Origin of the sequence: Clostridium ihumii AP5 (assembly GCF_000612845.1) — a bacterium.
In the GTDB taxonomy this organism is placed as follows: Bacteria; Bacillota; Clostridia; order Clostridiales; family Clostridiaceae; genus Clostridium_J; species Clostridium_J ihumii.
On record NZ_CCAT010000009.1, the window covers coordinates 67,401 to 90,538 of the forward strand.

The 23,138-nt window shown below is 26.9% G+C and carries 22 protein-coding genes and 1 riboswitch; all 22 genes read right to left on the bottom strand.

Annotation, left to right across the window (positions count from 1 at the left end; genetic code table 11):
- Positions 1–27: 27 nt before the first annotated feature.
- The 22 genes from BN346_RS02525 to BN346_RS02635 all read right to left on the bottom strand — a co-directional run bounded on the left by BN346_RS02525 (position 28) and on the right by BN346_RS02635 (position 22,660).
- Positions 28–219 (bottom strand): hypothetical protein, encoded by a 192-nt coding sequence (locus BN346_RS02525; protein ID WP_034439022.1) that lies wholly within the window; start codon positions 217–219, stop codon positions 28–30.
- Positions 220–507: 288 nt separating this feature from the next.
- Positions 508–1,548 carry a hypothetical protein gene (locus BN346_RS02530; RefSeq protein ID WP_034439025.1) on the bottom strand — a complete coding sequence of 347 codons (1,041 nt, stop codon included), beginning with the start codon at positions 1,546–1,548 and terminating at the stop codon, positions 508–510.
- Positions 1,549–1,643: 95 nt separating this feature from the next.
- Positions 1,644–2,174 carry a GNAT family N-acetyltransferase gene (locus tag BN346_RS02535; RefSeq protein WP_081770895.1) on the bottom strand — a complete coding sequence of 177 codons (531 nt, stop codon included), beginning with the start codon at positions 2,172–2,174 and terminating at the stop codon, positions 1,644–1,646.
- Between the two features lie 2 nt (positions 2,175–2,176).
- On the bottom strand, positions 2,177–2,845 hold the full coding sequence (locus tag BN346_RS02540) for an HAD family hydrolase (protein WP_034439027.1): 669 nt from the start codon (positions 2,843–2,845) through the stop codon (positions 2,177–2,179).
- Positions 2,846–2,906: 61 nt separating this feature from the next.
- Entirely contained in the window at positions 2,907–3,467 is a 561-nt protein-coding gene (locus BN346_RS02545) for a histidine phosphatase family protein (RefSeq protein ID WP_051539922.1), read from the bottom strand.
- Positions 3,468–3,852: 385 nt separating this feature from the next.
- A complete protein-coding gene (locus BN346_RS02550; protein ID WP_034439029.1) occupies positions 3,853–4,380 on the bottom strand; it encodes an NUDIX hydrolase in 528 nt (175 codons plus the stop codon).
- Positions 4,381–4,595: 215 nt separating this feature from the next.
- Complete coding sequence (locus BN346_RS02555; protein WP_034439032.1) at positions 4,596–5,255, bottom strand: acyltransferase; 660 nt, start codon at positions 5,253–5,255, stop codon at positions 4,596–4,598.
- A gap of 388 nt (positions 5,256–5,643) precedes the next feature.
- Positions 5,644–6,660, bottom strand: coding sequence for a serine hydrolase domain-containing protein (locus BN346_RS02560; RefSeq protein WP_034439034.1), 1,017 nt, complete (start codon positions 6,658–6,660; stop codon positions 5,644–5,646).
- Positions 6,661–6,956: 296 nt separating this feature from the next.
- Positions 6,957–7,871 (bottom strand): hypothetical protein, encoded by a 915-nt coding sequence (locus tag BN346_RS02565; RefSeq protein ID WP_034439036.1) that lies wholly within the window; start codon positions 7,869–7,871, stop codon positions 6,957–6,959.
- 291 nt (positions 7,872–8,162) lie between these two features.
- The gene (locus BN346_RS21300; protein WP_034439038.1) at positions 8,163–8,351 is read right to left on the bottom strand and encodes a hypothetical protein; all 189 of its coding nucleotides are present in this window, start codon (positions 8,349–8,351) and stop codon (positions 8,163–8,165) included.
- A 345-nt stretch (positions 8,352–8,696) separates the two neighbouring features.
- Complete coding sequence (locus BN346_RS02575) at positions 8,697–9,170, bottom strand: DUF4829 domain-containing protein (RefSeq protein ID WP_034439041.1); 474 nt, start codon at positions 9,168–9,170, stop codon at positions 8,697–8,699.
- 454 nt (positions 9,171–9,624) lie between these two features.
- On the bottom strand, positions 9,625–9,843 hold the full coding sequence (locus BN346_RS02580; protein WP_034439043.1) for a hypothetical protein: 219 nt from the start codon (positions 9,841–9,843) through the stop codon (positions 9,625–9,627).
- 333 nt (positions 9,844–10,176) lie between these two features.
- Positions 10,177–11,178, bottom strand: a complete 1,002-nt coding sequence (locus BN346_RS02585) for a S66 family peptidase (protein WP_034439045.1) — start codon at positions 11,176–11,178, stop codon at positions 10,177–10,179.
- A 648-nt stretch (positions 11,179–11,826) separates the two neighbouring features.
- A complete protein-coding gene (locus BN346_RS02590; protein WP_242838380.1) occupies positions 11,827–12,105 on the bottom strand; it encodes a hypothetical protein in 279 nt (92 codons plus the stop codon).
- Positions 12,106–12,432: 327 nt separating this feature from the next.
- Positions 12,433–12,792, bottom strand: a complete 360-nt coding sequence (locus BN346_RS02595; protein ID WP_034439087.1) for a DUF5412 domain-containing protein — start codon at positions 12,790–12,792, stop codon at positions 12,433–12,435.
- 312 nt (positions 12,793–13,104) lie between these two features.
- Entirely contained in the window at positions 13,105–13,986 is an 882-nt protein-coding gene (locus BN346_RS02600; protein ID WP_034439047.1) for a class I SAM-dependent methyltransferase, read from the bottom strand.
- A gap of 218 nt (positions 13,987–14,204) precedes the next feature.
- Positions 14,205–14,552 (bottom strand): TIGR04076 family protein, encoded by a 348-nt coding sequence (locus BN346_RS02605; RefSeq protein WP_034439049.1) that lies wholly within the window; start codon positions 14,550–14,552, stop codon positions 14,205–14,207.
- Between the two features lie 708 nt (positions 14,553–15,260).
- Positions 15,261–15,599 (bottom strand): CGGC domain-containing protein, encoded by a 339-nt coding sequence (locus tag BN346_RS02610; RefSeq protein ID WP_034439050.1) that lies wholly within the window; start codon positions 15,597–15,599, stop codon positions 15,261–15,263.
- Between the two features lie 400 nt (positions 15,600–15,999).
- The gene (locus BN346_RS02615) at positions 16,000–17,061 is read right to left on the bottom strand and encodes an ABC transporter substrate-binding protein (RefSeq protein ID WP_034439053.1); all 1,062 of its coding nucleotides are present in this window, start codon (positions 17,059–17,061) and stop codon (positions 16,000–16,002) included.
- A 272-nt stretch (positions 17,062–17,333) separates the two neighbouring features.
- Positions 17,334–17,517, bottom strand: a riboswitch (cobalamin riboswitch).
- Positions 17,518–17,568: 51 nt separating this feature from the next.
- The gene (locus BN346_RS02620; protein WP_034439055.1) at positions 17,569–18,384 is read right to left on the bottom strand and encodes a CPBP family intramembrane glutamic endopeptidase; all 816 of its coding nucleotides are present in this window, start codon (positions 18,382–18,384) and stop codon (positions 17,569–17,571) included.
- A gap of 1,673 nt (positions 18,385–20,057) precedes the next feature.
- The gene (locus BN346_RS02630; protein ID WP_034439059.1) at positions 20,058–20,618 is read right to left on the bottom strand and encodes a histidine phosphatase family protein; all 561 of its coding nucleotides are present in this window, start codon (positions 20,616–20,618) and stop codon (positions 20,058–20,060) included.
- A gap of 176 nt (positions 20,619–20,794) precedes the next feature.
- Positions 20,795–22,660 (bottom strand): type IA DNA topoisomerase, encoded by a 1,866-nt coding sequence (locus BN346_RS02635; RefSeq protein WP_034439060.1) that lies wholly within the window; start codon positions 22,658–22,660, stop codon positions 20,795–20,797.
- Positions 22,661–23,138: the final 478 nt, after the last annotated feature.

Genomic DNA, 23,138 nt, shown 5'->3' on the forward strand with positions numbered 1-23,138 from the left:
AGCAATTCTATATTACGTTATTTTTTATCAACCATGTTGTTTTCCTTTTCTACCACTCTTATCACTACCAATTAAAATGAAGCCTTCAGAAACAGCAAGTGCAAATATAATATCATGTTCACCTAATGGATCTGATACGATAGAATATACTAAATGTACTGTACAAATTAATAATATACAAATTATGCTATTACGCAAAATTCTTCTATTTTTAAACATCAAAATAACCTCCTATGTAAATTGGAATTTAACAAGAAGTGAAGAGTGAAGAGTGAAAAGTTAATGAATAAATTCAGCAAAGCTGAATTTGAATATATTTTTAAAAAATCCTTTAGGATTTCCACCTTAACTCTTCACTTTTATCTCTTACTTTTTAACTCATATACAAATTAAAATTTGTAATTCACCATACTTTAAAATTGTTTAGTAAATTCAACTTTTTCAATTATATAATTTTATGCATCATCAATTGTTAAATCTTATTCATTATCAAATGTTTAGAATAATTTAGTTATTATTTATCCATTTTCCTTCTGTTTCCATAGTCTTTAGATTAATAACTTCTTTGAAATCATAATTTCTAGTCCATCTACAAAATATAGAATTCTTACTAAATAAAATCTTAGAAATCAAAGAATTAGGTACTGGAACCCACCCATCTGTGGCTCTTAAATTAAATTCAACTATATCTTCTTTTCTATTTACACTAAACTCACCATTTATGTGTCCATATATGCTTTTAGGTTCTATATTAAACTTTCCTGACATAGTTTCAGTAATATTTAGTGGTGGTGCAAATTTAATTATAGTTTCATTTTCTTTACACATAATTAGTATCTCTTTTAAAGCATTTTCTTTTTCAAATCTATACGCTACATTATCCTTCTGAAAAACAAGTTTATTATCCAAATTCACTTCCTCTAATTCTGAGTAATCTGTATTGATAAATTCAATTAACTCACAATTTTCACTATACCTTGTAAAATATCTTCTTTGAAAATTCATTAGCATAGGAAATGTATCTATTTCTACATCTATATTATCTATCTTACATCTTACAATTGTATCTTTTCTTCTAATGAAATCGAAATCATATAAAAATAAAAGTGGCATAAATTCAGGATTCTTAGAGCCAAATCCAACAGGTGCTAATAAATTGATTGGTTTAGTTTTGCTATTAATTTCCTCTTTTATAAAAAAGCTAATTTCACGATTTTCAATATCATTAAAAGTAAATGATAAGGTTAACTTTCCATCTTCAGTTTGAAATATTGTATTATCCAATGTAGTTTGTATATGCTTATTTAATCCATTTTCAGCAATATTAAATTTTTCATCCTTATCATATACAAGAGAATAATCATCATATACATCTAGATAATTATCATTTCTATAGGCAACTATTCTATATCCTCTACCAGAAATTTCACTATCAAAATATTGTAGTTCTAAGCACTTATAAAGTTTATCCGGATTATTTTCAAAAGGTATTAAAGCTAGTTTTTTCATTGGACAATATTTAACTTTAACAGACAAAAAACTTTTCATTTACTCAACTCCTTTGCTTTATAAATCATAGTTCTTTATATAACCACTCATATAGAAATTCCTATTTAACACTTTGATCTAAAACCTGTTGTTTATCAGTTTGTTTGAAATGCAAGAACTTGCTCATCATCTTCCAACTGATAAACAACAGGTTTAAATATTTCTGTTGATTTATTCCATAAATTAACGGCCGCTTTATTTTTTAAACTATATTTCAGTTCCCATTTACCAGGATATTGTGAAAATACTTTGTCAATTGCCTCTCGTGCAATACCTTTTTTTCTGTAAATTGGAAAGATAGAAAATTCAGTAATCACATAATCAGGTTTTTGGTGAATATATGAATGATTGTTTATCATTATAAAGCCAACAATTTTACCCTCCAATTTTATGAACAATGCTTTTCTTGTTGATTCAATAAAATAGTCATCAAAATACCTATATAGATAATTTCCTGTATCATCCAACTCATCATCATAATATTGCGTCATTTCATAAAGATACTTTTGAAAAATATTATACAACACTTCTTTTTCTGATTCTTTAACTAATTGTAATTCAATCAAATCAATCCCACCTTTATTAATTATAAATTCATCCAATTTTAGCCCATATCTATTTAACATACTCAAATATATTTTAATATTTCAAATGGTGTTTCAGCTTGTATAAAATCTTTCTTTCTTTTTGCAGGTTGAAGAGTTCCTTCTTTAAAATACCACACTGCCTGTATAGCTTTCATTCCTATCTCTGAAGCAGTTTCCAACTCAAAACTACCACCATCTCCAACATATATACATTCATCAGACGACACTGATAACTTATTCATACATCTAATAAATATCTCTTTTTCAGGCTTTTGCAAACCTTGCTCAAAAGAAAGATATGTAGCATCAAAATATGGAAAGAGTTCACTATTTCTTATTGCCTCAACTTCTTCTGAAAAACAATTGCTTATCAAACCTATACAAATTCCTTTTTTCTTTAGTTCCTTTAACATTGGGAGAATTTCTGGATGAAGATACTTGAAACATTCTTTCTTTGACATTTTCCTTTTATCCACGATCTTACTAAGTAGTTCTTTAGAATAACATTGTTTTTCTTTTAGTATGAATTCTAATGTTTCTTCTAAATTCATTTTTCCTATAGTTCTCCCATACTCTGTTGGTTTCCACAATAATTGAAATTCTTCTTCTGAAATTCCAGCATCTATAGCTATTTGCGTACCAAAATATAGTGGGCTTTGAAAAAGAGTTATTAATGTTTCATACATATCAAAAATTACTGCTTTTATCATACAAAACTTCTCCTTACACTCATAAAACTTTCTATTTATCTCTATTTTTTTTAATTAATATTTAATCAACCCAATCTACACATGGGTATCCCATATAGTAATCAATAGTATATGGTGTGCAATAATTTATATTTGCTTGTCCTATAAATCTTCTAATAATTCCACCATGTGCAATAATCATAATTTTATTAAATCCCTTTTCAAGATATTTATTTAAGATAGGAATAACTCTTTCTATAATTTCATTAATTGTTTCCCAATTTCTCTTCTCTCCATCTGGATACATACCCTTACACTTCCAAAAATCTTGATGAATCTCAAGTGATTGTTTAGAAGTCTTATATTGATATGTTTTGTCTGGACACCATTCATGTAAATCTACTTCTACTTCTATTCTTATACCTGTATTTCTAGAAATAATAGCTGCTGTTTGTAGTGCTCTTGTGTATGGAGATGAAACAATAAGCTCACAACTATATAAATCTAAATTTTTAGAAACATCTTCTGCTTGTTGTATACCTGATATAGTTAATGGAGCCAAATCTCTACCTTGTCCAACAAATCCTCTTTCATCACATGGTAAATAATTAGGTTCACCATGCCTTATAAAGACTACTTTCATATTAATTTATCCCCTTTCACACTTAAATATATTCCCATTTCTTATTATTTAAAACAAAACATCCTTAATTATATTTTTTCTACATACTCTTAGAATCACCTTTATTTTAATTTCCAAAATTACCTTTTAAATTTTTTTACTTAACTCATACATATAGAATTAGATTGCTTCATTTTTTCTTAATATAAAAGATTTAGATTTCAAGAAAATCGTATACTATTTACCATTTTTATACACTATTTTTAAAAATATTTAAAATAAAAAATATCACATATTCAAAATAAATATGTGATACTTTTATATAATATTTTATATTTTTAAGTTCATTAACAAATTTGAGTTTGTCATGGTAAGTACAAAATAAACTCTATGTAATATACTAAATTTACCACCTATCCAAAGCTGTTAGTAAAAAAATATAATGTGTTTTGTAAGGCATAAGCATAGCGGAATGTTTTTCTACCATTCTCTTAAATTTTTCAATTGAAACATACGATACCTCTTTTACTTCATTATCGTAGAAAGAGTATTCATCTAAAAGAATATCCTTTCTATAAATGAACACATCATCTATTTCATTTTCAATATATCCATCAACCTCACCATACTCTCGACAGGAAAAAAGATACTGGAGTTTATCTATTTCTAAATCAATACCAAGTTCTTCTTTTCCCTCTCGTATAGCTGCTTCTACAGATGTTTCACCGGCTTGGATATGACCTGAAAATGAAATATCCATCATATTTGGGAACATAACTTGATCATTTCGAGTTTGTAGTAGTATCTCATCCTTAGAATTAATAATCCATACACAAACACCTTTGTGAATAAATGCTTTTTTATGAGCCTCACATTTTTCCTCTGTCTTACCACATTTTTGACCTAATTCATCATAAATATCAATCATTTCCATACAATACAGTACTCCTATAAATCACTATTTATTTGTATATTTCATACAAATAGTTTTTATTTCACTTTATCTTATTATTATGAATAAATTATAACATATTTTACAAATACTATATTATTCAATTTTTAAAGAGCATTGCTCATATTTCTAGCTTTAGTAATTAGGTCACAATATAAGTACACTATGAATTAATACGATATTCTGGTTCGTTGACTTTATTTTCTATGTACAATTTCACCAGTACTTTTTAAAATACTCTTCTCTGGAATATAACCTCTTACAGAACTTAATGGGTAAACAATACTATCTTTTCCTATTATTGTCCCTGGGTTTAAAACTGAGTTACATCCTACTTCAGCTAAATCGCCTACAATTGCACCAAATTTTCTTAAACCAGTTTCAATAATATCTTTTTCATATTTTACTTTTACTAATGTTCCATCAGATTTTAAATTAGATGTTATTGCACCTGCCCCCAAATGAGATTTATATCCTAATATTGAATCGCCAACATAATTGTAATGGGGCACCTGCACTTTATTAAAGAGAATTGAATTTTTAATTTCACTTGAGTTTCCAATTACAACATCATTACCAATGATAACATTGTCTCTAATGTACGCCGAATGTCTGATTTGGCAATTGTAACCAATAATAGCTGGACCTTTTATAATAACATTTTTTTCTATAGTAGTACCTTTGCCAACCCATACAAATTCCTTTATTCTTTCAAAATCGCTTGGCAAATTTTTTGCGTATTCAAAAATGAAATCCTTAATTTCTGTAAGAGCTTCCCAAGGATACTTAACCCCTTCAAATATGGCTCTTGCATCTAATTCTTCAATGTTTAATAGTTCATTTACAGAAACTTTCATTATAATCCTCCTCTAAATAATTAAAATATAGTCACCCTCCATGTTATCACTAACGTGGTAATTTTATGAATATTTCGATATTTAAATATATTGTTTTATATCTAATTTTAAGTTACTTAATAAATTTTAATTCAACACGGAGTTAAAAATTAAAAGTTGTATGGCTTCAAGATATTTAATATCCTTAAGCTCATAACAACATAAAAAAATAAGTCACCAATATTTCTATTATTTTGGTTATCTCTATTTTCTAAAGCTATTATTACATATCCAAAACGCTAAAAAATGTAAACTAATTTCCTCTTAATTATTTTTTTATTTTCGTATACGTAAAAATAGACTTATCACTTTTATGATTGTTTACTTTAATAAGGTACTTACTCCCTATTTACTTGCTACCAATTTCTTCTGTTTCCATAGCAAATCCAGTACAATTCTTAAATATGCTTTGCCAACATTCTTCATAATAATTAGTCAATATTATTATAGAAACTTTTTCTTCAGGTACTTTTAATATTATATTAGTAAATCCATTATAATGCCCTGAATGAAAAGGAACTTTCACATTGTCTTCTTCTAAAATAAACCATCCAAATCCATACTTTCCTCTAGATCCATCATTTAACTTGTTTGAAGTAAAGATTTTATCAATAATATCTTTATTAAAAATACTTTCATTTTCAAAAGCTGCCATCCATAGCTTTAAATCATTAATGGTTGAATATATACCGCCATCTCCTGTAGTCAATCCACAATAATCAAAGTCACAAAATTTATCCCCTTCTTTTTTATATCCATAAGCCCTATTAGGAATAACTTGAGTTTTCTCTGTAAATACAAAGGTATTCTTCATTCCTAAAGGTTTAAAGAAGTTATGCTCTAGAAAATCTGAAAAAGATTGACCTGATAATTTTTCTATCAATAATGCCAATAATACATAAGCAGTATTAGAGTAGCCAAACCTGCTGTTACATGGATATTCCAGTTCTTTTTCTCTAAGTATAAAATCATACACATCAGCATTAGTCATATTATCAGTGCTTTTATTATTATTTTCATAAACAGTAAAATAATCTTTTATACCTGAAGTATGATTAACTATATTAATAATTTTCACGTCATCATAATGCTGTGGTAAGTCTTTAAAATACTTATTAATATTATCATTTAAATCCAGTTTAGATTGTTCATATAATAACATTATTGCTGCAGCTGTAAAGCTCTTTGCAAGTGATGCAATATAAAAACATGTATCCTCCGTTATTTCAGTTTTATCTTCCATGCTTCTGAATCCATAAGACTTGTTATATACAGTTCTTCCGTCCTTCATTACGGCCAATGAAAACCCAGGAGCCTCACTTTTATTTTTGGTATAATTAGCTATAAATTCATCTATCATTTTCATATCATCTCTCATCCCCTTTTTATTTTTTACAATATACCCTCAACTAAATTGTATAATCTTCAATTTAGTATAAATTATTTTTAACTTGTCCTTTTCTTAACCTACTCAAAACTTCTAATACTTTATCCATTTAAATGATTATCTAACCCTTCATATATTTCAAATGACTTATTAGTTAATATCCCACACGTTTTCTTTAATTTTACTACTTCATACTCCCAATGAATTTAATGAATATTTTGATATTTCAATATATTATTTTATATCTAATTTTAAGTTACTTAATAAAGTATATTTTATAAGTCAAATTCCCTAATGTACTTAATATTTTTTATAATAATATCTGACTTCCACCAATTTTTACTTATAGCCCATTGTTCAAGATAATCATTCCACTCCCATGTAACTTTCCAAGAACCATCATCATCTTGAGTCTTTAAAATAAATTTGTATTCAAAGTCACATATATCCTTGTTTTCTAAATAGAAATCACTTGATTTACTATTTATGAATAATGATGGTTTGCATATATAATCAGTGTTCCATATTTTAGTGTCGTATGTTATAACTTGCTTAATTTGTTTTTGTAATAATTCTTTAAATTCATCCATATTTACTAAATTTAAAATAGAGCATTCTTTCATATAATTGTATAATTCTATAAAACAAGCACTTTCATGCATAGATTCTAAAGGGAAATTCTTTTTAAAGTAATTATAAGCTTCTTTTGATAACTCACATGCTAACTTATATATAGCAGTATCTTTTTTTGCATATTTCAATATAAAACCTATTAAACTAGCCGTAGGATTATATGTTAATTCTTGCTTTGTGCTATAAGACCACCAAGGCGCATGAGGATAATTATCATTTGTTACCACTGTATTTAACCCATTCCATCTATGTCCATCAAATTCATTATTAGATGATAAATAATTTAAAATTCCTTTTATTATTGGATGAGTTTTATCATCTAAATTAATTTCTTTAATAATCTGAGTTGCTGCCCAAGTTTGCAAAGGTGTTGAATTAGTATTCCAACAATCAGGTTCAAGTGCACTTGCAAATCCACCATCAATATTTTGGTATGTCTTTAAAACACTAATAACGTCTTCCTTACTTCCATTTTCAAATAAGTAGTTCCATCTTTCCATATCAAGTGGTCTTGAATTCTTTAATATAAATCTTTTTGCACGTGTATAATAATCCATCACTTTCCTCCTTTTAAATTAGTTTTCAAATCTCTATTTATCCTCATTTCTCATATAGCTAATTTTTAATTAACATAATTTTACTATGATTTATTAATTATAACATATTTTGTAAGCAACTCATTATTTAATTTTTAAAAAGTTATGTTGCCTAATTAAAATAAAATAATTTTATATTTGTATTGTGACATAAAAAATACTGCATATTCATTTTTGAATATTACAGTATTTTTATAATTATTGTATTTTTAATTTTTACATATAATAAGAATAATATAAAATAAACTATTATTAAGACTTTTGTAATTCCAAGTCGATTCTCTCATTTAATTCTTTTAATACTTCTGCTTCACTTAACAGCATATTTTTTTGATACTTATAAGGAATTAAGATTTTTAATGATAATGGAAATGCTTCTCCTTCACAAGTCTCTTTATGATTTATTACAGAATGCATAACATTTGAATACTTTTTAAGCATAATAACTAAATAGTCAGCTCCACCAGCAATTTCTTCTTTATTATCATCTGCTGAATATAATGTATATATATAACACCAAATTTCTCATTTGTTCCATAAGTTTTATGAGCTTCATATTTTTTATAGGATTTTATATGCCTCCAATTGAAATAATTATTTTTTTATATAATCTGATATTACTAAATCTATATCTTCCCTATTTAAGTTTTCTGAGCAAATAATATTATTTTCTTGAGGTTTATAATAACGTAATAATATAATGCTTAATATTATAATAATTGATATCTATTTAATATGTCTTTTTTTCAAAAATTCTCCCCCTTAAATATAAAACATATATTATATTTATACCCCCATATCATCTATAAGCCAGGGTGATTTTTCATCCTTTCTTACAAGATAATACCAATAATTATATATTCCACTATCTTGCGGTCCAACTCCATCCTTTTTATAATTTACTTCATACTTCACCTTATAAATCTTTAGGTTATTTTTTGTTGCTCCATTTACGCTACCTCTACCATTATTTAAATAACTTTCTACAATTTGTCCGTCTTTTTCCTCTTCAATATTTATTATTTTAATACTATCTAAATTTTCAAATCCCCAAACTATATTTGGTGTATTCCACTCTTCTGTTAAAGTAGTCAATACTTTATCTTTATTTTTTTCATTATTAAATTCAAAATAATTCTCTACTACATTTTGAGCAGAATCACCTTTGTAATTAACTATACTATTACTTTTTTCTTTTGAACAAGCTACTAAAATAATCATAGTAAGAATTATAATTAAAATTTTAAAATTTAACTTCATAACATATCTCCCATATATCTTTCATTTACTTCGTATTGCTATACTAATATAATTTTATTATAACATATTTTTAAATATTTTATCTAAAAAGTTATGTTACTTAATTAGAATAAATAATCTTATATTTGAATTGAAAATGAATTGAAAAACAAAAATATCGCATATTCACTTTTGAATAGTACGGTATTTACTTTATATTATAATAAAATTGTTCACTAAATTGAGGCTTTCAATAATTTGTTTAAATATAACGCATATGATATTTCATAATGTGTAGGATTATTATTTTTATTAATATAATGATAGGCAGTATTTTGCAATTTTATTAATTCAGAACCCCCCAGACCTTATACATGCAGGTTAATCTTTCGGCATCATCATTATCTACACCTATTGTCACTTCGCTGAAACCTCTTTCAATCACCCTGTGTAAAACTCTTTGCATTAGCATTTTTCACAGCCCACGTCCCTGAAATTCCTTGTCAACTCTAAAAGCACAAAGATATGACCTTTCCTTACCATTGGCTTCCTCCTTATCTTGAGAATCCCAAAATATATAGAATTCACCTATCAGTGAGCTATCTATTTCATTTTCAATTGTCCAAAATTCTATATTCCATTTTTCAATGCCATAAATGAAGTCAGTAATATCAAGAAACCTTCTAGTTAGCATTGCTATAAAAATTATAATAAAAGCTAAAATTATTCATTTCTCATCCTAAATCAGTTTGTTAATACCATTGTAATCCAATTATGGCATATATTTTAAACACCGTACTATTCAATTTTCAAAGATTAATATCTCTTAATTAGATCGCAATATAATCATATTAAGAGATAAAAAAAATACCACATATTCACTTTTGAATAATGTGGTATTAAAATAACATTATTCAGTTCTATATTTGTATCGTTAGATAAATAATGTTACACACTAATATATAATTAACTATAACATATCTTCATCAGATTTATATTTTAGTTTTTGTAATTGTAAAATTTTATGCTATTTTAACCAATTTTCTATAATAGATATTTTCTTTTCTGTTGCGTTAAGTTCAATCTGGCATCCTATAGGCAATGTAAACATTGGATGTGTATGACAACAATCAAATTCTGCAATAAAAGGTATGCTTTTACCATCTAAAACTTCTAATAAAACCTCATATGGTTTTCTACCAGTTTTCTTGTCATCAAATAATTCATGTTTTCCAAGTATTATTCCTGAGATTTTATCAAATATACCGTTAATTTTTAAAAGAGAAAAACTTCTTTCTATATCCGAAATATCTTTTAAGGAATCTTCGATAAATAAAATGTCTCCTTCTTTTACTTCTGGCATATACTTGCTCCCCCATATACCTTGCATTGTGTTTAGATTTCCACCTATCACCCTTCCACTTACTTTACCTTCATTAACTGTTATCCAGCTATTATCTCTTTTTTCTTTACACCTATCTTGTAATTCCCAATCTATATATTCATCTGTCCAATATGAAGGTATCTCATAAGTATATGGAAAATCTGTATCCTCTATAAGAATCTCTTTAAAATAATTGTATGTGCCATCCACAAATGGTATTAGTTCACCAAATGATGCAACTAACGCGGGTCCATAATATGTATTTATTCCCGTTTGTGCATAAATACCAAGTAGAATTGCTGTTACATCTGAATAACCTATTATAATTTTAGGGTTTCTTTTAAAGGCTTCATAATCTATATATGGAAGAAGTGAATTTGAATTCATTCCTCCAATTGTAGCCATAATACATTTTACTTTTGGGTTTCTAATTAACTCATTTAACTCTTCAGCTCGTTCTTTAATACTACCGGACCTATAAAAATCACATTTACCTGTAAGATTACCTTCTATAATATTAAAACCTTTTTCTCTTAAATAACTTTTAGCTCTCTCAAATCGCTTAGGACAAAAATACGTTATTGGTGTTGATGGTGAGAAAATTCCTATTGAATCTCCAATCTTTAACTTTTCCAATCTAATCATTATTATGTCTCCTTCTAATTATACTATTTCTCATTTATTAGATTATAATACAATTATTTTCAACCTAAAATAACTCACTGTCAAGTTTATATATATCTAGTAAAAATATTCTTTACTTAAGATTATCTTATAATTAATTGATTTAATAAATTTTATAACCAACTTTATTATTTTACATCTACATAATAGTCCGCCAAGGTTAAAACCTCAGCTACGAAGAAAATCTAATCAAAAGCCAAAATTTGTAGGCGAGGTTTCAAGCTTGCATAACGTTATTTCATATATCATTTTTTAAATGTATTCCCATATAAAAAACACCAAGACTGAAGTCTCGGCTACGGTGTATTAATTAAATATTTATTATAAATAATGATTTCAATTAATGTATTTTATAATTCTCCATTTTCAATTTTCAACTTTCAATTTAAAATTATAGGCGAGGTTTCAACCTTGCATAACGTTATTTCATATATCATTTTTTAAATGTATTTCCATAAAAAAACACCAAGACTGAAGTCTCGGCTAAGAATACAAATAAATATGATCACCCAATCTTTGTAGGCAAAAGTTCCTTCTTCAATAGTATTTCTAATAAAATATTAGAATTAAAAAGTTTTTCAATAAATTATATTTATTTTACTTATAAATTTAGCTATTTATAAATCTAAAAATTACGACTAAAAAAATAAGTATTGTTGCACATAGACTCATTTTAGCAACTGCTCTATTCTTTTTCCAATTATGAACAGTTTGAATTAATAGTAAAACACCCCACAATGGTTCCATTACATTTATAGCATTTTTCCAAATACCTAAAATTTGCATACATGCCAACATTATAATACTTATAGAACAAATATTACTCAAAATAGATATTGCTTTTTCATTTGTTTGTTTTTGACTGCTCATATGGCTACTATCTCCCATAATACCTCCTATACATACCATTATAAATTAATTAGATAAGATTTTAATTTTATATTTGATCATGATGTAATTTTATATTTAAAGTACATAATGAATTTGTTGTTGTTTTCTTAGTATATTTTAATGTATTGTTTTATATTTTATTTATCTATTGCATTATATTTTCTTTTATCTACATATTCAAAAAAAATTTGGTAAAAGAAACCAATGCCCTGTACTATATTGATTTAAAACACGTCCTGAATCAAATAAAATCCCCTTAATTTTTTTCTTTCCTTCCCATATTTACACTCCTATACCATTTTCTCTATTTATATAATCTTAATATTATTCTCTTCTGTAATCATAGATTTCATTTTTTACATTTAATTGTATTCCATTTATTTTTATAGTTTCATCATTAATCCATGATATATCTGCTTTTTCACAATGATACTGCAAATATATATTTTTAGTTTTACCACTATTGTTGTTCTTTAACATCCCTAAAACAGCATAACCTGTTGTAGCTCCACCATCATTTAAGTAAGCAATCAAAGTATATTTTCCGTTTGGAGAAGTTGATTCCGTAATATATTGTTGTCCATTTATTCTTTGTATATCGTAAAATGCCCAATAGACACCATATGATATCTCACCGGCAATAATTGCACTACTTAAAAATATGGTTATTATACTTTTTTTCATTTTCTTCACATATATCCTCCAATTCTTTTATAAAAAATCCTACTGCCAAATTGGAATTTAACAAGAAGTGAAGAGGTAAGAGTGAAGAGTGAAAAGTTAATGAATAAATTCAGCAAAGCTGAATTTGAATATATTTTTAAAAAATCCTTTAGGATTTCCACCTTAACTCTTCACTTTTATCTCTTACTTTTTAACTCATATACAAATTACTATTTGTTGAATTATTTCACATTGTTCATATGTCACCTTTTACTCATAATGCAATTTTATATTTAATTTTAAATTACTTAATAAATTGAAATTTATCTATTATTACTTTGTTCCAAATGAAATAAACATTGGTGGAACAGTTAATGCCATTAAGTTCTCACCCATATCTCTAACATAATCATTGATTTCTTTTTCACATCTATATTGATAATGAGCTTCTTCCTCTGTAAGCCCTCTGTTACAGAGAGATTTTACAAACTCACTCTCATCACCTATTTCATGTCCCCAGCCATCAGCATAAAAAGTTTCTAACTGTTTTTTATATTCGTCCTTATTTCCATAAGGATTGATAAACCTTGCACAATCATTTAATCTCATGGAAACATTTTTCAGTCCAAGTTTTTGCATCATAGCAGGTAATTTCGTACCTATACATTTGTCACTTCCATAAACTTCTTTTTCATTTTTCCACAATTTAGACAATAATCCTAGATTACATTTTCCATCAACATCCAACCCATCTATATACATTGCTGCATTACATACATTCCAATTATTATCTATACAAATAATGAGTCCTCCATCAATAGTGACATCTATCATTTTCTTAATCATTTTTTCTGGTTCAGGTAGATGCATTAAAAATGCTTGACAAATAACTACATCATATTTTCCATTAATATCCTCATTAACTAAATCACAATTACTAAAATTAGTTTCATAATCAGCTTCCTTAAATATCTGCTTTGCCTCTTTAAGTAAAGTATCTGCATTATCAAATCCAGTATAGGTACTTCCAGTAGGTAAAATTGGCATTAATATGCTTCCCAAATATCCAAGACCACAAGCAAAATCTGCAACTCTGACAGGCTTGTCTATATGCCAAACTTTTTCTACTAAGAACTCTATATAATCAAGGTTAATCCATCTCTTTCTTGACTCTCTTAAATATTCTAAATGGGTGTTCCAATCAGTTCCAGACATTTTTATCCCTCCATTGCAAATTTTAATTTGTTTAAGAATTAAATATTCCTTCATCAATTTTTCTATAATCATATAACAATATTTACATATAACAATTTTATTTGTCTGAATATTGCAATATTAAAACCTATTATTTTATATTTAATTTTAAATTACTTGATAAATTGGATTTTATACATTTCAAATTATTTTCAAACTGGATGTAATAAAAGTCAAAACTAATCCAAAAATTTACCCTTATAAAAATTTTCATTTCCAAGTTTCTTTGCTGTCAATCTAAATATAACACAACCATCTGGACATACAATATCCTTGCTATATTTGCTATTTCCACCTATGTTTTCTAAATCTCCACCACTTCTGATAGCCTCCATGATTGGAAACATAATCATCATGACCTTTGAACAAATACCTTGTCCATTCATATTTACAGGACAACCATATGTGCATGTATATTTATCGCCTACTTCCTCTCCGTTTCGGCAATAGTTCTCTGTATGGTCACTACGAAGAAACCCCGTTACCTCAATTTCAAATTCATACTCCTCATCATACCATTTTTTCATAATTAATCTCCAATCTCCTATTTATCTTTATTTATCATACAAATAATTTTGATTAATATACTTTGTTTATTACGAATTAATTATAACATATTTTGTAAGTAACTTATTCTTTAATTCCTTTTTTTAATGTATATATTATTTAAACAGTTATCACTTAAGAATAGGTACGTATTTAAATCCGCCAAGACTAAAGTCTCAGCTACGAAGACAAATAAATATGATCACCCACCCTTTGTAGATGAGAATTTATTCTTACTTAATATCTTTTGTATATCTTACTTCTTATTTTTCATACACACCATAATCCGCCAAGGTTAAAACCTCAGCTACAGTGTATAGATTAAATATGAAACATCATATTTTATAATTTTCAATCTTCAATTTTCAACTTTCAATTAATAAAGTAGGCGAGGTTTCAACCTTGTAAAGAATTATTTTGATATATTATTTTATGAAATGTATTCCAATATCCAAAGCCACTAAAACTGAAGTCTCAGCTAAGAGGATAATTAAATAAGATCACCCAACCTTTGTAGACGAGAATTCATTCTTGTATAACGTTGTCTTTTATATATACTATTTATTCTTTTATATCCACATAATAGTCCGCCAAGATTGAAGTCTTAGCTACAAAGGAAACATAATAGAAATAGGGGGAATTTCTTCCCCCTTAGTATGTTGATATGTTGAAAATGTTTATATTTGATTTTAGTGTGTTCCTCTTATAACTTTTATTCCTTTTTCTTCTAGCATAGAAGCAATTTCAGTAATTGTTTTGCATTCTTCACCTGCACCATTTTGAGTGCAAACTCCAACATGCACTACTTCTACTCCTTCTTTTCTTAGACGTTCAATCTTTTCAATCATTCCATCATCTTTAGATGGTTCTTTACCACATCCATTACAACGCATGTATGCTGCTAATTCTATTTCTTCATCTTTATACATTTCAAAATGTTTTTGTTTTAAGTTAAAAGCTTTAAAACAAGCTGCTCCTGTGCATACTTCATTAGCTTTTAGACAATTTAACATTGCTATCTTTTTCATTTTTTTATACCCCTTACAAATATATTATAGGATCCCAAATTAAAAGTAATCTTTTTATCAAATGACACTACTAATGTTATAGTTTATTCTATTATCATGCTTGGAACCAATTAACAATTAACAGTTAACGATTAACAATGATGGTTAATATTATTCACTTCGTTCTTAATATTTATGAATAAAATTCCATAAAAACTATGTTTTATATTGTTTTCAAACTAATTTGCTTAACAAATTATCATAAAAATTGTCAAATAAACTAAGACTTCAGTTTTATCATTAATTGTCAATTGTCCATCGTTAATTGTTAATTTTATACAACACTTTAAATTGCTCTTTATCAACTTAAATAATAGTAATTGCATTTTCCAACTTAGATTCCTATGTTTAAAATCCTATTTTACTTTTTATATAATTCTGGATAAAGTGCTTCACCAATTGCATTTAATCCATCAATTGTACGAATTCCACTAGTGTATACTTCACTTAATCTAATTGGAAATACTTTTTTATTTTTTACTGCATTTAAACTTCCATAAACGGGATTGTCCATTATTTCAGCTAAAGCTTTGCTTCCTGCTCCTTCTCCATAGCCTTCCATATGTACTGTAAATATCACATCTGGATTTAATGTTACAAGGTCTTCGGCACTTATTTTAGGACCTGTTTCCATAAGCTCACCGCCCATTTTTGTTACCATATCTCCAGCTAAGTTGTTTTTATCGTATATACGTATATTATCTTTTTCTGAGCTAAGCACAATTACTTTTTGTTTTTCTTTACCGTCTGTAGCTTTTGTAACTTTTTCTACAGTTTTTTTCATATCATCAATTAAAGCTTTTGCTTTGTCTTCTACATCGAATATTTTTCCTACTGTCATAATATCTTCATATTCATTTTCTACTGTTCTTTTTTCACTTATGTCATTTGAGTTTAATGCCATATATGTATTTACATTATTTTCATGCCAATAATCTACATCGCCTAATGACTTATCAGAAAAAGTTGATTTCCAAGCTAAAATAAAATCTGGTTTTAGCATAACTGCCTTTTCTTTAGTCATTGCAACATTTGTATCTGTAAAATCATTAAATTCTTTATCTTTAATCTTTTTATATGCTTCCTTTAATGAAGGTGCTATATCTTCCTCTTTTACCCCAATAGTTGAAACGATTCTATCTTCAAGTCCCAATGCAAGCATTGTTTCTGCTGAATTTTGCCATGCTGTAATAACTCTTTCTGGCGCTTTTTCAAATGTTTCTTCAACTGGCTCTTTTGCATAGTTAAAAGTGCTAATCTTTAATGGATAGTTTTGAGACTTTTTATCTCCTTTTTTCGTTTCAGATGCTGATACTGTTTTTGATGTATCACTATTTTCTTTTGTTTTGTTATTACCTTGTGAGCATGCTGTAGTTAAGCACATTACACCTATTAATAATAACGCTAATGTTTTTCTCTTCATCTCTTTTCCCCTTTTTTTATACTATATCACCGCAGATATTGTTTACAAATTTAAATTTATACACAATAAAAGAAGTGCCTGCAATAGCCGCAGACACTCTAAATTTCAATAATAAACACATTAATTTTAAGCTTATTAATTACGAACTTAATTTCATAAAATGATAATTCTAACTTTACATATTATTCTTTATTCATTCTTTTGAATGATTTCTTCATAAGTTAACTATAATAATTTTGCTTTATATTAAGTGGTTACTTTCTGCGGAAGATACCAACAATAAATACTGAGCAGGTTTCCTGACTTAAAGTTCATTGTAGAATCATGCCTTCTCACAATAATTGCAATGACTATTTTATGAATCTACCAACCTCTTACAGTGACCGGATCGTTTAGGACTTTCACCTAATTCCCTATTACCTTATTAAGATAAGCACTCAATATTTCCTTATAAAGATATCATTCCAAGAAAAATTTGTCAATTATAACAAAATGGAATGTATTACGCTAAAATAATATGCTTTTTTCACTTGACTTTTTTTGTTTATAATCTTTAACAATATTTATTAACATGATTATTGTTACTATAAATCCTAACCCAAGATATAAATACGCAAGCTTCGGAGTAACCTCCATAAGCATTGGAACTAATGTTGATCCAAGTATATTATATAAAAAATGCCCCAATATATTTGACCATATAGAACCAGTCCACATATAAATTACGCCCAATACTATTCCTAATAGAGATGCATATATAGCTTGTAGAATGTTTCCATGGAATATACCAAATAGTATACCTTGTATCAATAATGCCAAAACAACATTCATATTACTTTTTAATTCATTAAATATTATGCCTCTAAAAAATATTTCCTCAAATACTGGTGCTATTACTAAAATCACCAACATTGAAAAAATAGATGTTCTTGCATTAACTATGCCTTCGGATACACTTTTATAGCTCTCGAATTTATCTCCGAATATATGGACAAAAGCTAACGTAAAGAAATTCAATGCTAATATTAGAAGAATACTTTTTAAAAGCTCATTCTTGTTTAGTTTTTTAAATCTACATCTTTGCCATAAATTCTTTTCTTTTCCTCTTAGTATTAATGCAAATATTAAAAGTGTTAATATTGCACCTCCACCTGAAAGTATATATTGATTTTCCATTATAATTTCAGCAAGCTTTGCTTCTTCCATCCCCATATGCGTTACAGTATACGAAATTGAAAATATCATAGAAAATATAAATTGAGCTGCAAAATATATGAGTATAAACCCAATTATTTTTCCTACCATTGCTAATTTTTTCTTCATTAAATTTTTCCCCCTTAGATAATACTAATTATTTTACCTTTATTACCATTTATTTTTTAATTTTATATATTTAAACTTAAAATTAATTTCCAATTGTAAACTTTCTTTAAATTCTCACTTTTTATTTGTTGTTTTCTCAGTTTTTTACCTATATAAAGATTGGAGTACTTTATTTGGAGGTTTTATTATGTTTTTTAATCTAAATGTTAATACTATTTTTTATAAGAATTTAAGTGGCTTTTCTTACTCAAATTATATTCGTAAATTTTCATATGGCATAAGTTTTATTTCATACAAATTGGATTTTAATTCATTGAGTATAGAATTTAAATCCAACGACATAGTTTTTTTATCCAACAGTAAGGATTTTTTTACATGTACTATTGGAGTAAACTCCTTAGCTAAATATATATTTAATATATTATTAAATAAAATAACTTCGTTATTTTATTATTTATATAAATCTAAAGATTTATATATTAATTCTATAAATAGAATTAATAATAACAAAAACATTATAGTTATTATAGTTTAGATACGGATTAAAATCATACTTACTTAAGGAATTAAATCCCTATAGCATTGCAAATTCAAATTCAAAATAATATCTTGTAATAACGTTTTGCAAGGTTGAAACCTCGCCTACAATTTTTAATTGAAAGTTGAAAATGTAAAATTATAAAATACACTATTTCATGGTTAATTAATTCATTGCAATTAGCGGTCTTTTATTTGGATAAATACTTAAAAATAATATCTCCCAATAACGTTTTGCAAGAATGAATTCTCGCCTACAAATGTAGTAATGACATTTAAGAATAGAAGTACATAAAAACTATAACACCTTTGTAGCTGAGGTTTTAACCTTGGCGGTAATGTATCCTTGCTAGATTTCATTGTTTCAAATTTTAAAATATATTAATCAACAAGAGGGACGGACCTATTATAGGCTAATTACTTATTTATAGTAAACTTCCTTTTTAAATAACATATTTACATAAACAAGCAAAGTCAGTCCCAAATAGATTATAAATTAAGTTGAAGTAGTGAAATTTGGAAATTAACGTTTTGCAAGAATTAATTCTCGCCTACAAATGTAGTAATAACAAAAATAGAAGTACATAAAAATATAACACCTTCGTAGCTGAGGTTTTAACCTTGGCGGTCTTTGATTTGGATATAAATACTTAAAAATAATATCTTCTAATAATGTTTTGCAAGAATTAATTCTCGCCTACAAATGTAGTAATGACATTTAAGAATAGAATTACATATCGACTAATTTTTATATGATGTTTAAATAATTGTATTTTTCAGCTTGGAACCCTATATAGGGTTCCAGTTCGAATTCAAAATAACAAATTTATCAATTGAAGAGCTTTTTTCTTTCATCAAGGAACAGGAATTATTTAAATTAGTATTTCTTTTAAAATTGATTTAGAAAATCTTATTATTTTGTGTTTTATTTCCAAGACCTGAACCCAAGGACGGGTTCAGCGACTGCCTAGACAGGACGTCGATTCAGCCGTTTAGTCTTGGAAATAAAATGGCAAATTTATTAGAGTTTCTTTGAAATTTTTATGAATAACGTTTTAAATAATTACTGTTTCCTTTACTAACATTATTCTCATTTAATATTTAAATAATTGTATTTTTCAGCTTGTATTCCTATATTAGAAACTAGTTTCTTCTATAGATATTAATTCTTTACCTTGAAATTTCATGCATACAACCCATGGCATTATAGCTTTTATTCTATAGAATTCATTATAATCAAATTTATTATTATAGTAATTTACTATAGTAGAAAGTGCTGTTCCATGAGTTGCTATTACTATGTTTTTATCACAATTATTTTCTAATATACTGCTTAAAACACTTATATTTCTTTCTTGAACTTCTCTTAAGCATTCACCATTTTCCAATTTATATTCAAAATCACTCCATTGCTTTTCTGCAAAACCATCAAAATCATCTAGCCAACAATCTGATATTTTTCTTTCTCTTAAATCATCTATAGTTTCAATACTTAATCCTACCTTATCAGCAAATGGCTTTACTGTATCTATAGACCTTTTAAGTGGGCTAGAGTAAATCTTATCTATATTTTTGTCGCTAAGAAACTCCCTTACTTTCTTGCTACCTTCTATGCCGTTTTCATTTAATGGCCTAATTAAATCATCATGTACAGAATAATCTGGTGCAGCATGTCTAACAAAATATATTGTAGTCATTCTTATTTCCTCCCCATTTTTAGCATAAAAAAATACTAGTTTATTTAATATATATGTATTTTTCTATGAATCTTATACCAAATTTTACATTATTTATTTTACCAAATAAAATATGTCCTTTCAAATTAAATAAAAATCCCTCACTACAAATGCAGCAAGGAATTTTCATTATAAATCTACTCAGTTTTAGCTTCTCTAGTATCGCATATTAATTCAGCTCTATGCTTTTTCATTTTATCAACACCATTTTTAGTAAACTTATATATATAATCTAAAAATTGTTTTTTATCAAATTTACCTTTTTCCATATCAGCTAAAGCTTTTTCCATTCTACCTGTGTAGTCTGTGTCTAAAAGCTCTTTTATAGGAAATGTTTGTATTAATCTTTTACCTTTTTCTGTTATTAAAAGTGATTTACCTTTTGATGATATATATCCTGCATACTTTAATTTGTTTATTGTTTCTGCTCTTGTAGCAGCAGTTCCTATTGAATATCCTGCAAGTACTAATGATGTGTCTTTTTCTTCACTATCATCATTATTATTACTACTTTTTCCGCAAGTTTCCATAGCTTTTAGAAGTGTTTTTTCTGTATGATGAGCTGGTGGTTTAGTTTTCTTTTCTTCAACTTTTATACTAACCATTTGAACTACTTCGTCCTTTTCAATTTTAGGAAGCAATTCATCTTTTCCATTATATTTTTCTATTTTTAAATATCCTTCTCTTCTAAGAATTTTTCCTTTTGATGAAAATAACCTATCATAGTTTTCACCTTTTACACAAGTTATTATTTCTGTGTGTTCAAACTCAGCACTTGCCATGAATTGAGCTATAAATCTATTTTTTATAGAATCATAGACTTCTCTTTCTTCTTTATTTAAATCTTTAGGTATTAAATATGTTGGAATTATGGCACTGTGGCTTTCAACTTTTGCATTGTTAAATACTTTTTTAGTCACAGAAAACTTTATTTCATCTTCAAATGGCAATCCTTTTTTTAGAGTATCTAAAACTTTTTTTGCCTTGTCTTTTAAACTTTCTTCTAGTGCAGTACTTGATGTTCTAGGATAAGTTATATACTTCTTTTCATAAAGACTTTGACAAACTTTTAATACTTTGTCTGCTGTATATCCTTTAAATTTACTTGTTACATATCCTTGAAGGTTTGTTAAGTTAAAAAGTGGGCCTGCATTTTCCTTTTTTACCTCAACTTTTTTCTCTATAACTGTTCCTTCTTTTCCATCTATTTCTTTTCTTAGTTTTTCCATCATTTCTTTATTTTTAAATTTATCTAACTTCTCATGAAAAAACTTTCCTTTATAACTTCCATTATCATTTTCAAATTCACAATAAAGCTCATAAAACTTTTCTGAGTTAAACTTATCTATTTTCATATCTCTATCATAAACCATTTTTAATGTAGGCATTAGTACTCTTCCAATGTTTAAAAGATTACCTTTTCCTCTACAATATTTCATAGTTGCTACAGATGTGAAATTTATTCCTATAACCCAATCAGTAAGCTGTCTACTAAGACCTGCATCCTGAAGACTTTTCATTTCTTCGTTTGACTTTAAATTTTCAAGACCTCTTTTTACTTCATCTTCTGTCCATTCATTTATAAGTATTCTATATATTGGTTTTGTAGCTTTTATGTAATCAAATATTAATAGTGCAATAAGCTCTCCTTCTCTATCATAGTCTGTTGCACAGATAATTCTATCTACATCATCTCTTTCAATAAGATTTTTTATTATTGAAAGTTGCTTTTTTGCACCACTGTCTTCTTTATTTCTATTTTTATCATCGGGCTTAACTTTGTATTTAAATTCACTTGGTATATATGGGAAATTTTCAAAGCTCCATAATGCTAATGCTTTGTCATAATCCTTACAATCATATAATGTTAATAAATGTCCAAATGCCCAAGTTATTATATAGTCTTCGCCTTCTATATATCCATCTTTTCTACCTCTGCATTTTAATGCTTCAGCTATATTTCTAGCAACTGAAGGTTTTTCAGCTAATATAACACTTTTCATCTTATCACCACTTGTTATTTAATTTATTTAAGACAATAAATACTTCTTTTTAGAGTTATTAAATCTACGTTTTTACATTATATCACATATTATAGTATTATCCTATTTTTAAAATTTTCTTGCCATATTCATTAAATTTTTTATCCGCATCCCAGTCCGCTAAGGTTAAAACCTCAGCTACGAGGGTAATTAAAGAAAATCCCCACCCTTTGTAGGCGAGGTTTTAACCTTGCAAAGCGTTATTTAATATATTACTTTTTAAATGTATTCCCATATCAAAGACCACCAAGACTAAAGTCTCAGCTACGAGGGATAATTAAATTGAATTCCCAACCTTTGTAGGCGAGAATTCATTCTTGTATAACGTTTTTTATTATATTACTTTTAAAATATATTCCTATATAAAATATAGCCAAGACTTGAGTCTCGGCTACGAGGGTAATTAAATACAATTCCAACCTTTGTAGACAAGGCTTTA

Coding starts and splice junctions, on each gene's coding strand:
- BN346_RS02525 (WP_034439022.1), bottom strand. CDS start 219: ATGTTTAAAAATAGAAGAATTTTGCGTAATAGCATAATTTGTATATTA.
- BN346_RS02530 (WP_034439025.1), bottom strand. CDS start 1,548: ATGAAAAGTTTTTTGTCTGTTAAAGTTAAATATTGTCCAATGAAAAAA.
- BN346_RS02535 (WP_081770895.1), bottom strand. CDS start 2,174: ATGTTAAATAGATATGGGCTAAAATTGGATGAATTTATAATTAATAAA.
- BN346_RS02540 (WP_034439027.1), bottom strand. CDS start 2,845: ATGATAAAAGCAGTAATTTTTGATATGTATGAAACATTAATAACTCTT.
- BN346_RS02545 (WP_051539922.1), bottom strand. CDS start 3,467: ATGAAAGTAGTCTTTATAAGGCATGGTGAACCTAATTATTTACCATGT.
- BN346_RS02550 (WP_034439029.1), bottom strand. CDS start 4,380: ATGGAAATGATTGATATTTATGATGAATTAGGTCAAAAATGTGGTAAG.
- BN346_RS02555 (WP_034439032.1), bottom strand. CDS start 5,255: ATGAAAGTTTCTGTAAATGAACTATTAAACATTGAAGAATTAGATGCA.
- BN346_RS02560 (WP_034439034.1), bottom strand. CDS start 6,660: ATGAAAATGATAGATGAATTTATAGCTAATTATACCAAAAATAAAAGT.
- BN346_RS02565 (WP_034439036.1), bottom strand. CDS start 7,871: ATGGATTATTATACACGTGCAAAAAGATTTATATTAAAGAATTCAAGA.
- BN346_RS21300 (WP_034439038.1), bottom strand. CDS start 8,351: ATGCTTAAAAAGTATTCAAATGTTATGCATTCTGTAATAAATCATAAA.
- BN346_RS02575 (WP_034439041.1), bottom strand. CDS start 9,170: ATGAAGTTAAATTTTAAAATTTTAATTATAATTCTTACTATGATTATT.
- BN346_RS02580 (WP_034439043.1), bottom strand. CDS start 9,843: ATGCTAACTAGAAGGTTTCTTGATATTACTGACTTCATTTATGGCATT.
- BN346_RS02585 (WP_034439045.1), bottom strand. CDS start 11,178: ATGATTAGATTGGAAAAGTTAAAGATTGGAGATTCAATAGGAATTTTC.
- BN346_RS02590 (WP_242838380.1), bottom strand. CDS start 12,105: ATGGGAGATAGTAGCCATATGAGCAGTCAAAAACAAACAAATGAAAAA.
- BN346_RS02595 (WP_034439087.1), bottom strand. CDS start 12,792: ATGAAAAAAAGTATAATAACCATATTTTTAAGTAGTGCAATTATTGCC.
- BN346_RS02600 (WP_034439047.1), bottom strand. CDS start 13,986: ATGTCTGGAACTGATTGGAACACCCATTTAGAATATTTAAGAGAGTCA.
- BN346_RS02605 (WP_034439049.1), bottom strand. CDS start 14,552: ATGAAAAAATGGTATGATGAGGAGTATGAATTTGAAATTGAGGTAACG.
- BN346_RS02610 (WP_034439050.1), bottom strand. CDS start 15,599: ATGAAAAAGATAGCAATGTTAAATTGTCTAAAAGCTAATGAAGTATGC.
- BN346_RS02615 (WP_034439053.1), bottom strand. CDS start 17,061: ATGAAGAGAAAAACATTAGCGTTATTATTAATAGGTGTAATGTGCTTA.
- BN346_RS02620 (WP_034439055.1), bottom strand. CDS start 18,384: ATGAAGAAAAAATTAGCAATGGTAGGAAAAATAATTGGGTTTATACTC.
- BN346_RS02630 (WP_034439059.1), bottom strand. CDS start 20,618: ATGACTACAATATATTTTGTTAGACATGCTGCACCAGATTATTCTGTA.
- BN346_RS02635 (WP_034439060.1), bottom strand. CDS start 22,660: ATGAAAAGTGTTATATTAGCTGAAAAACCTTCAGTTGCTAGAAATATA.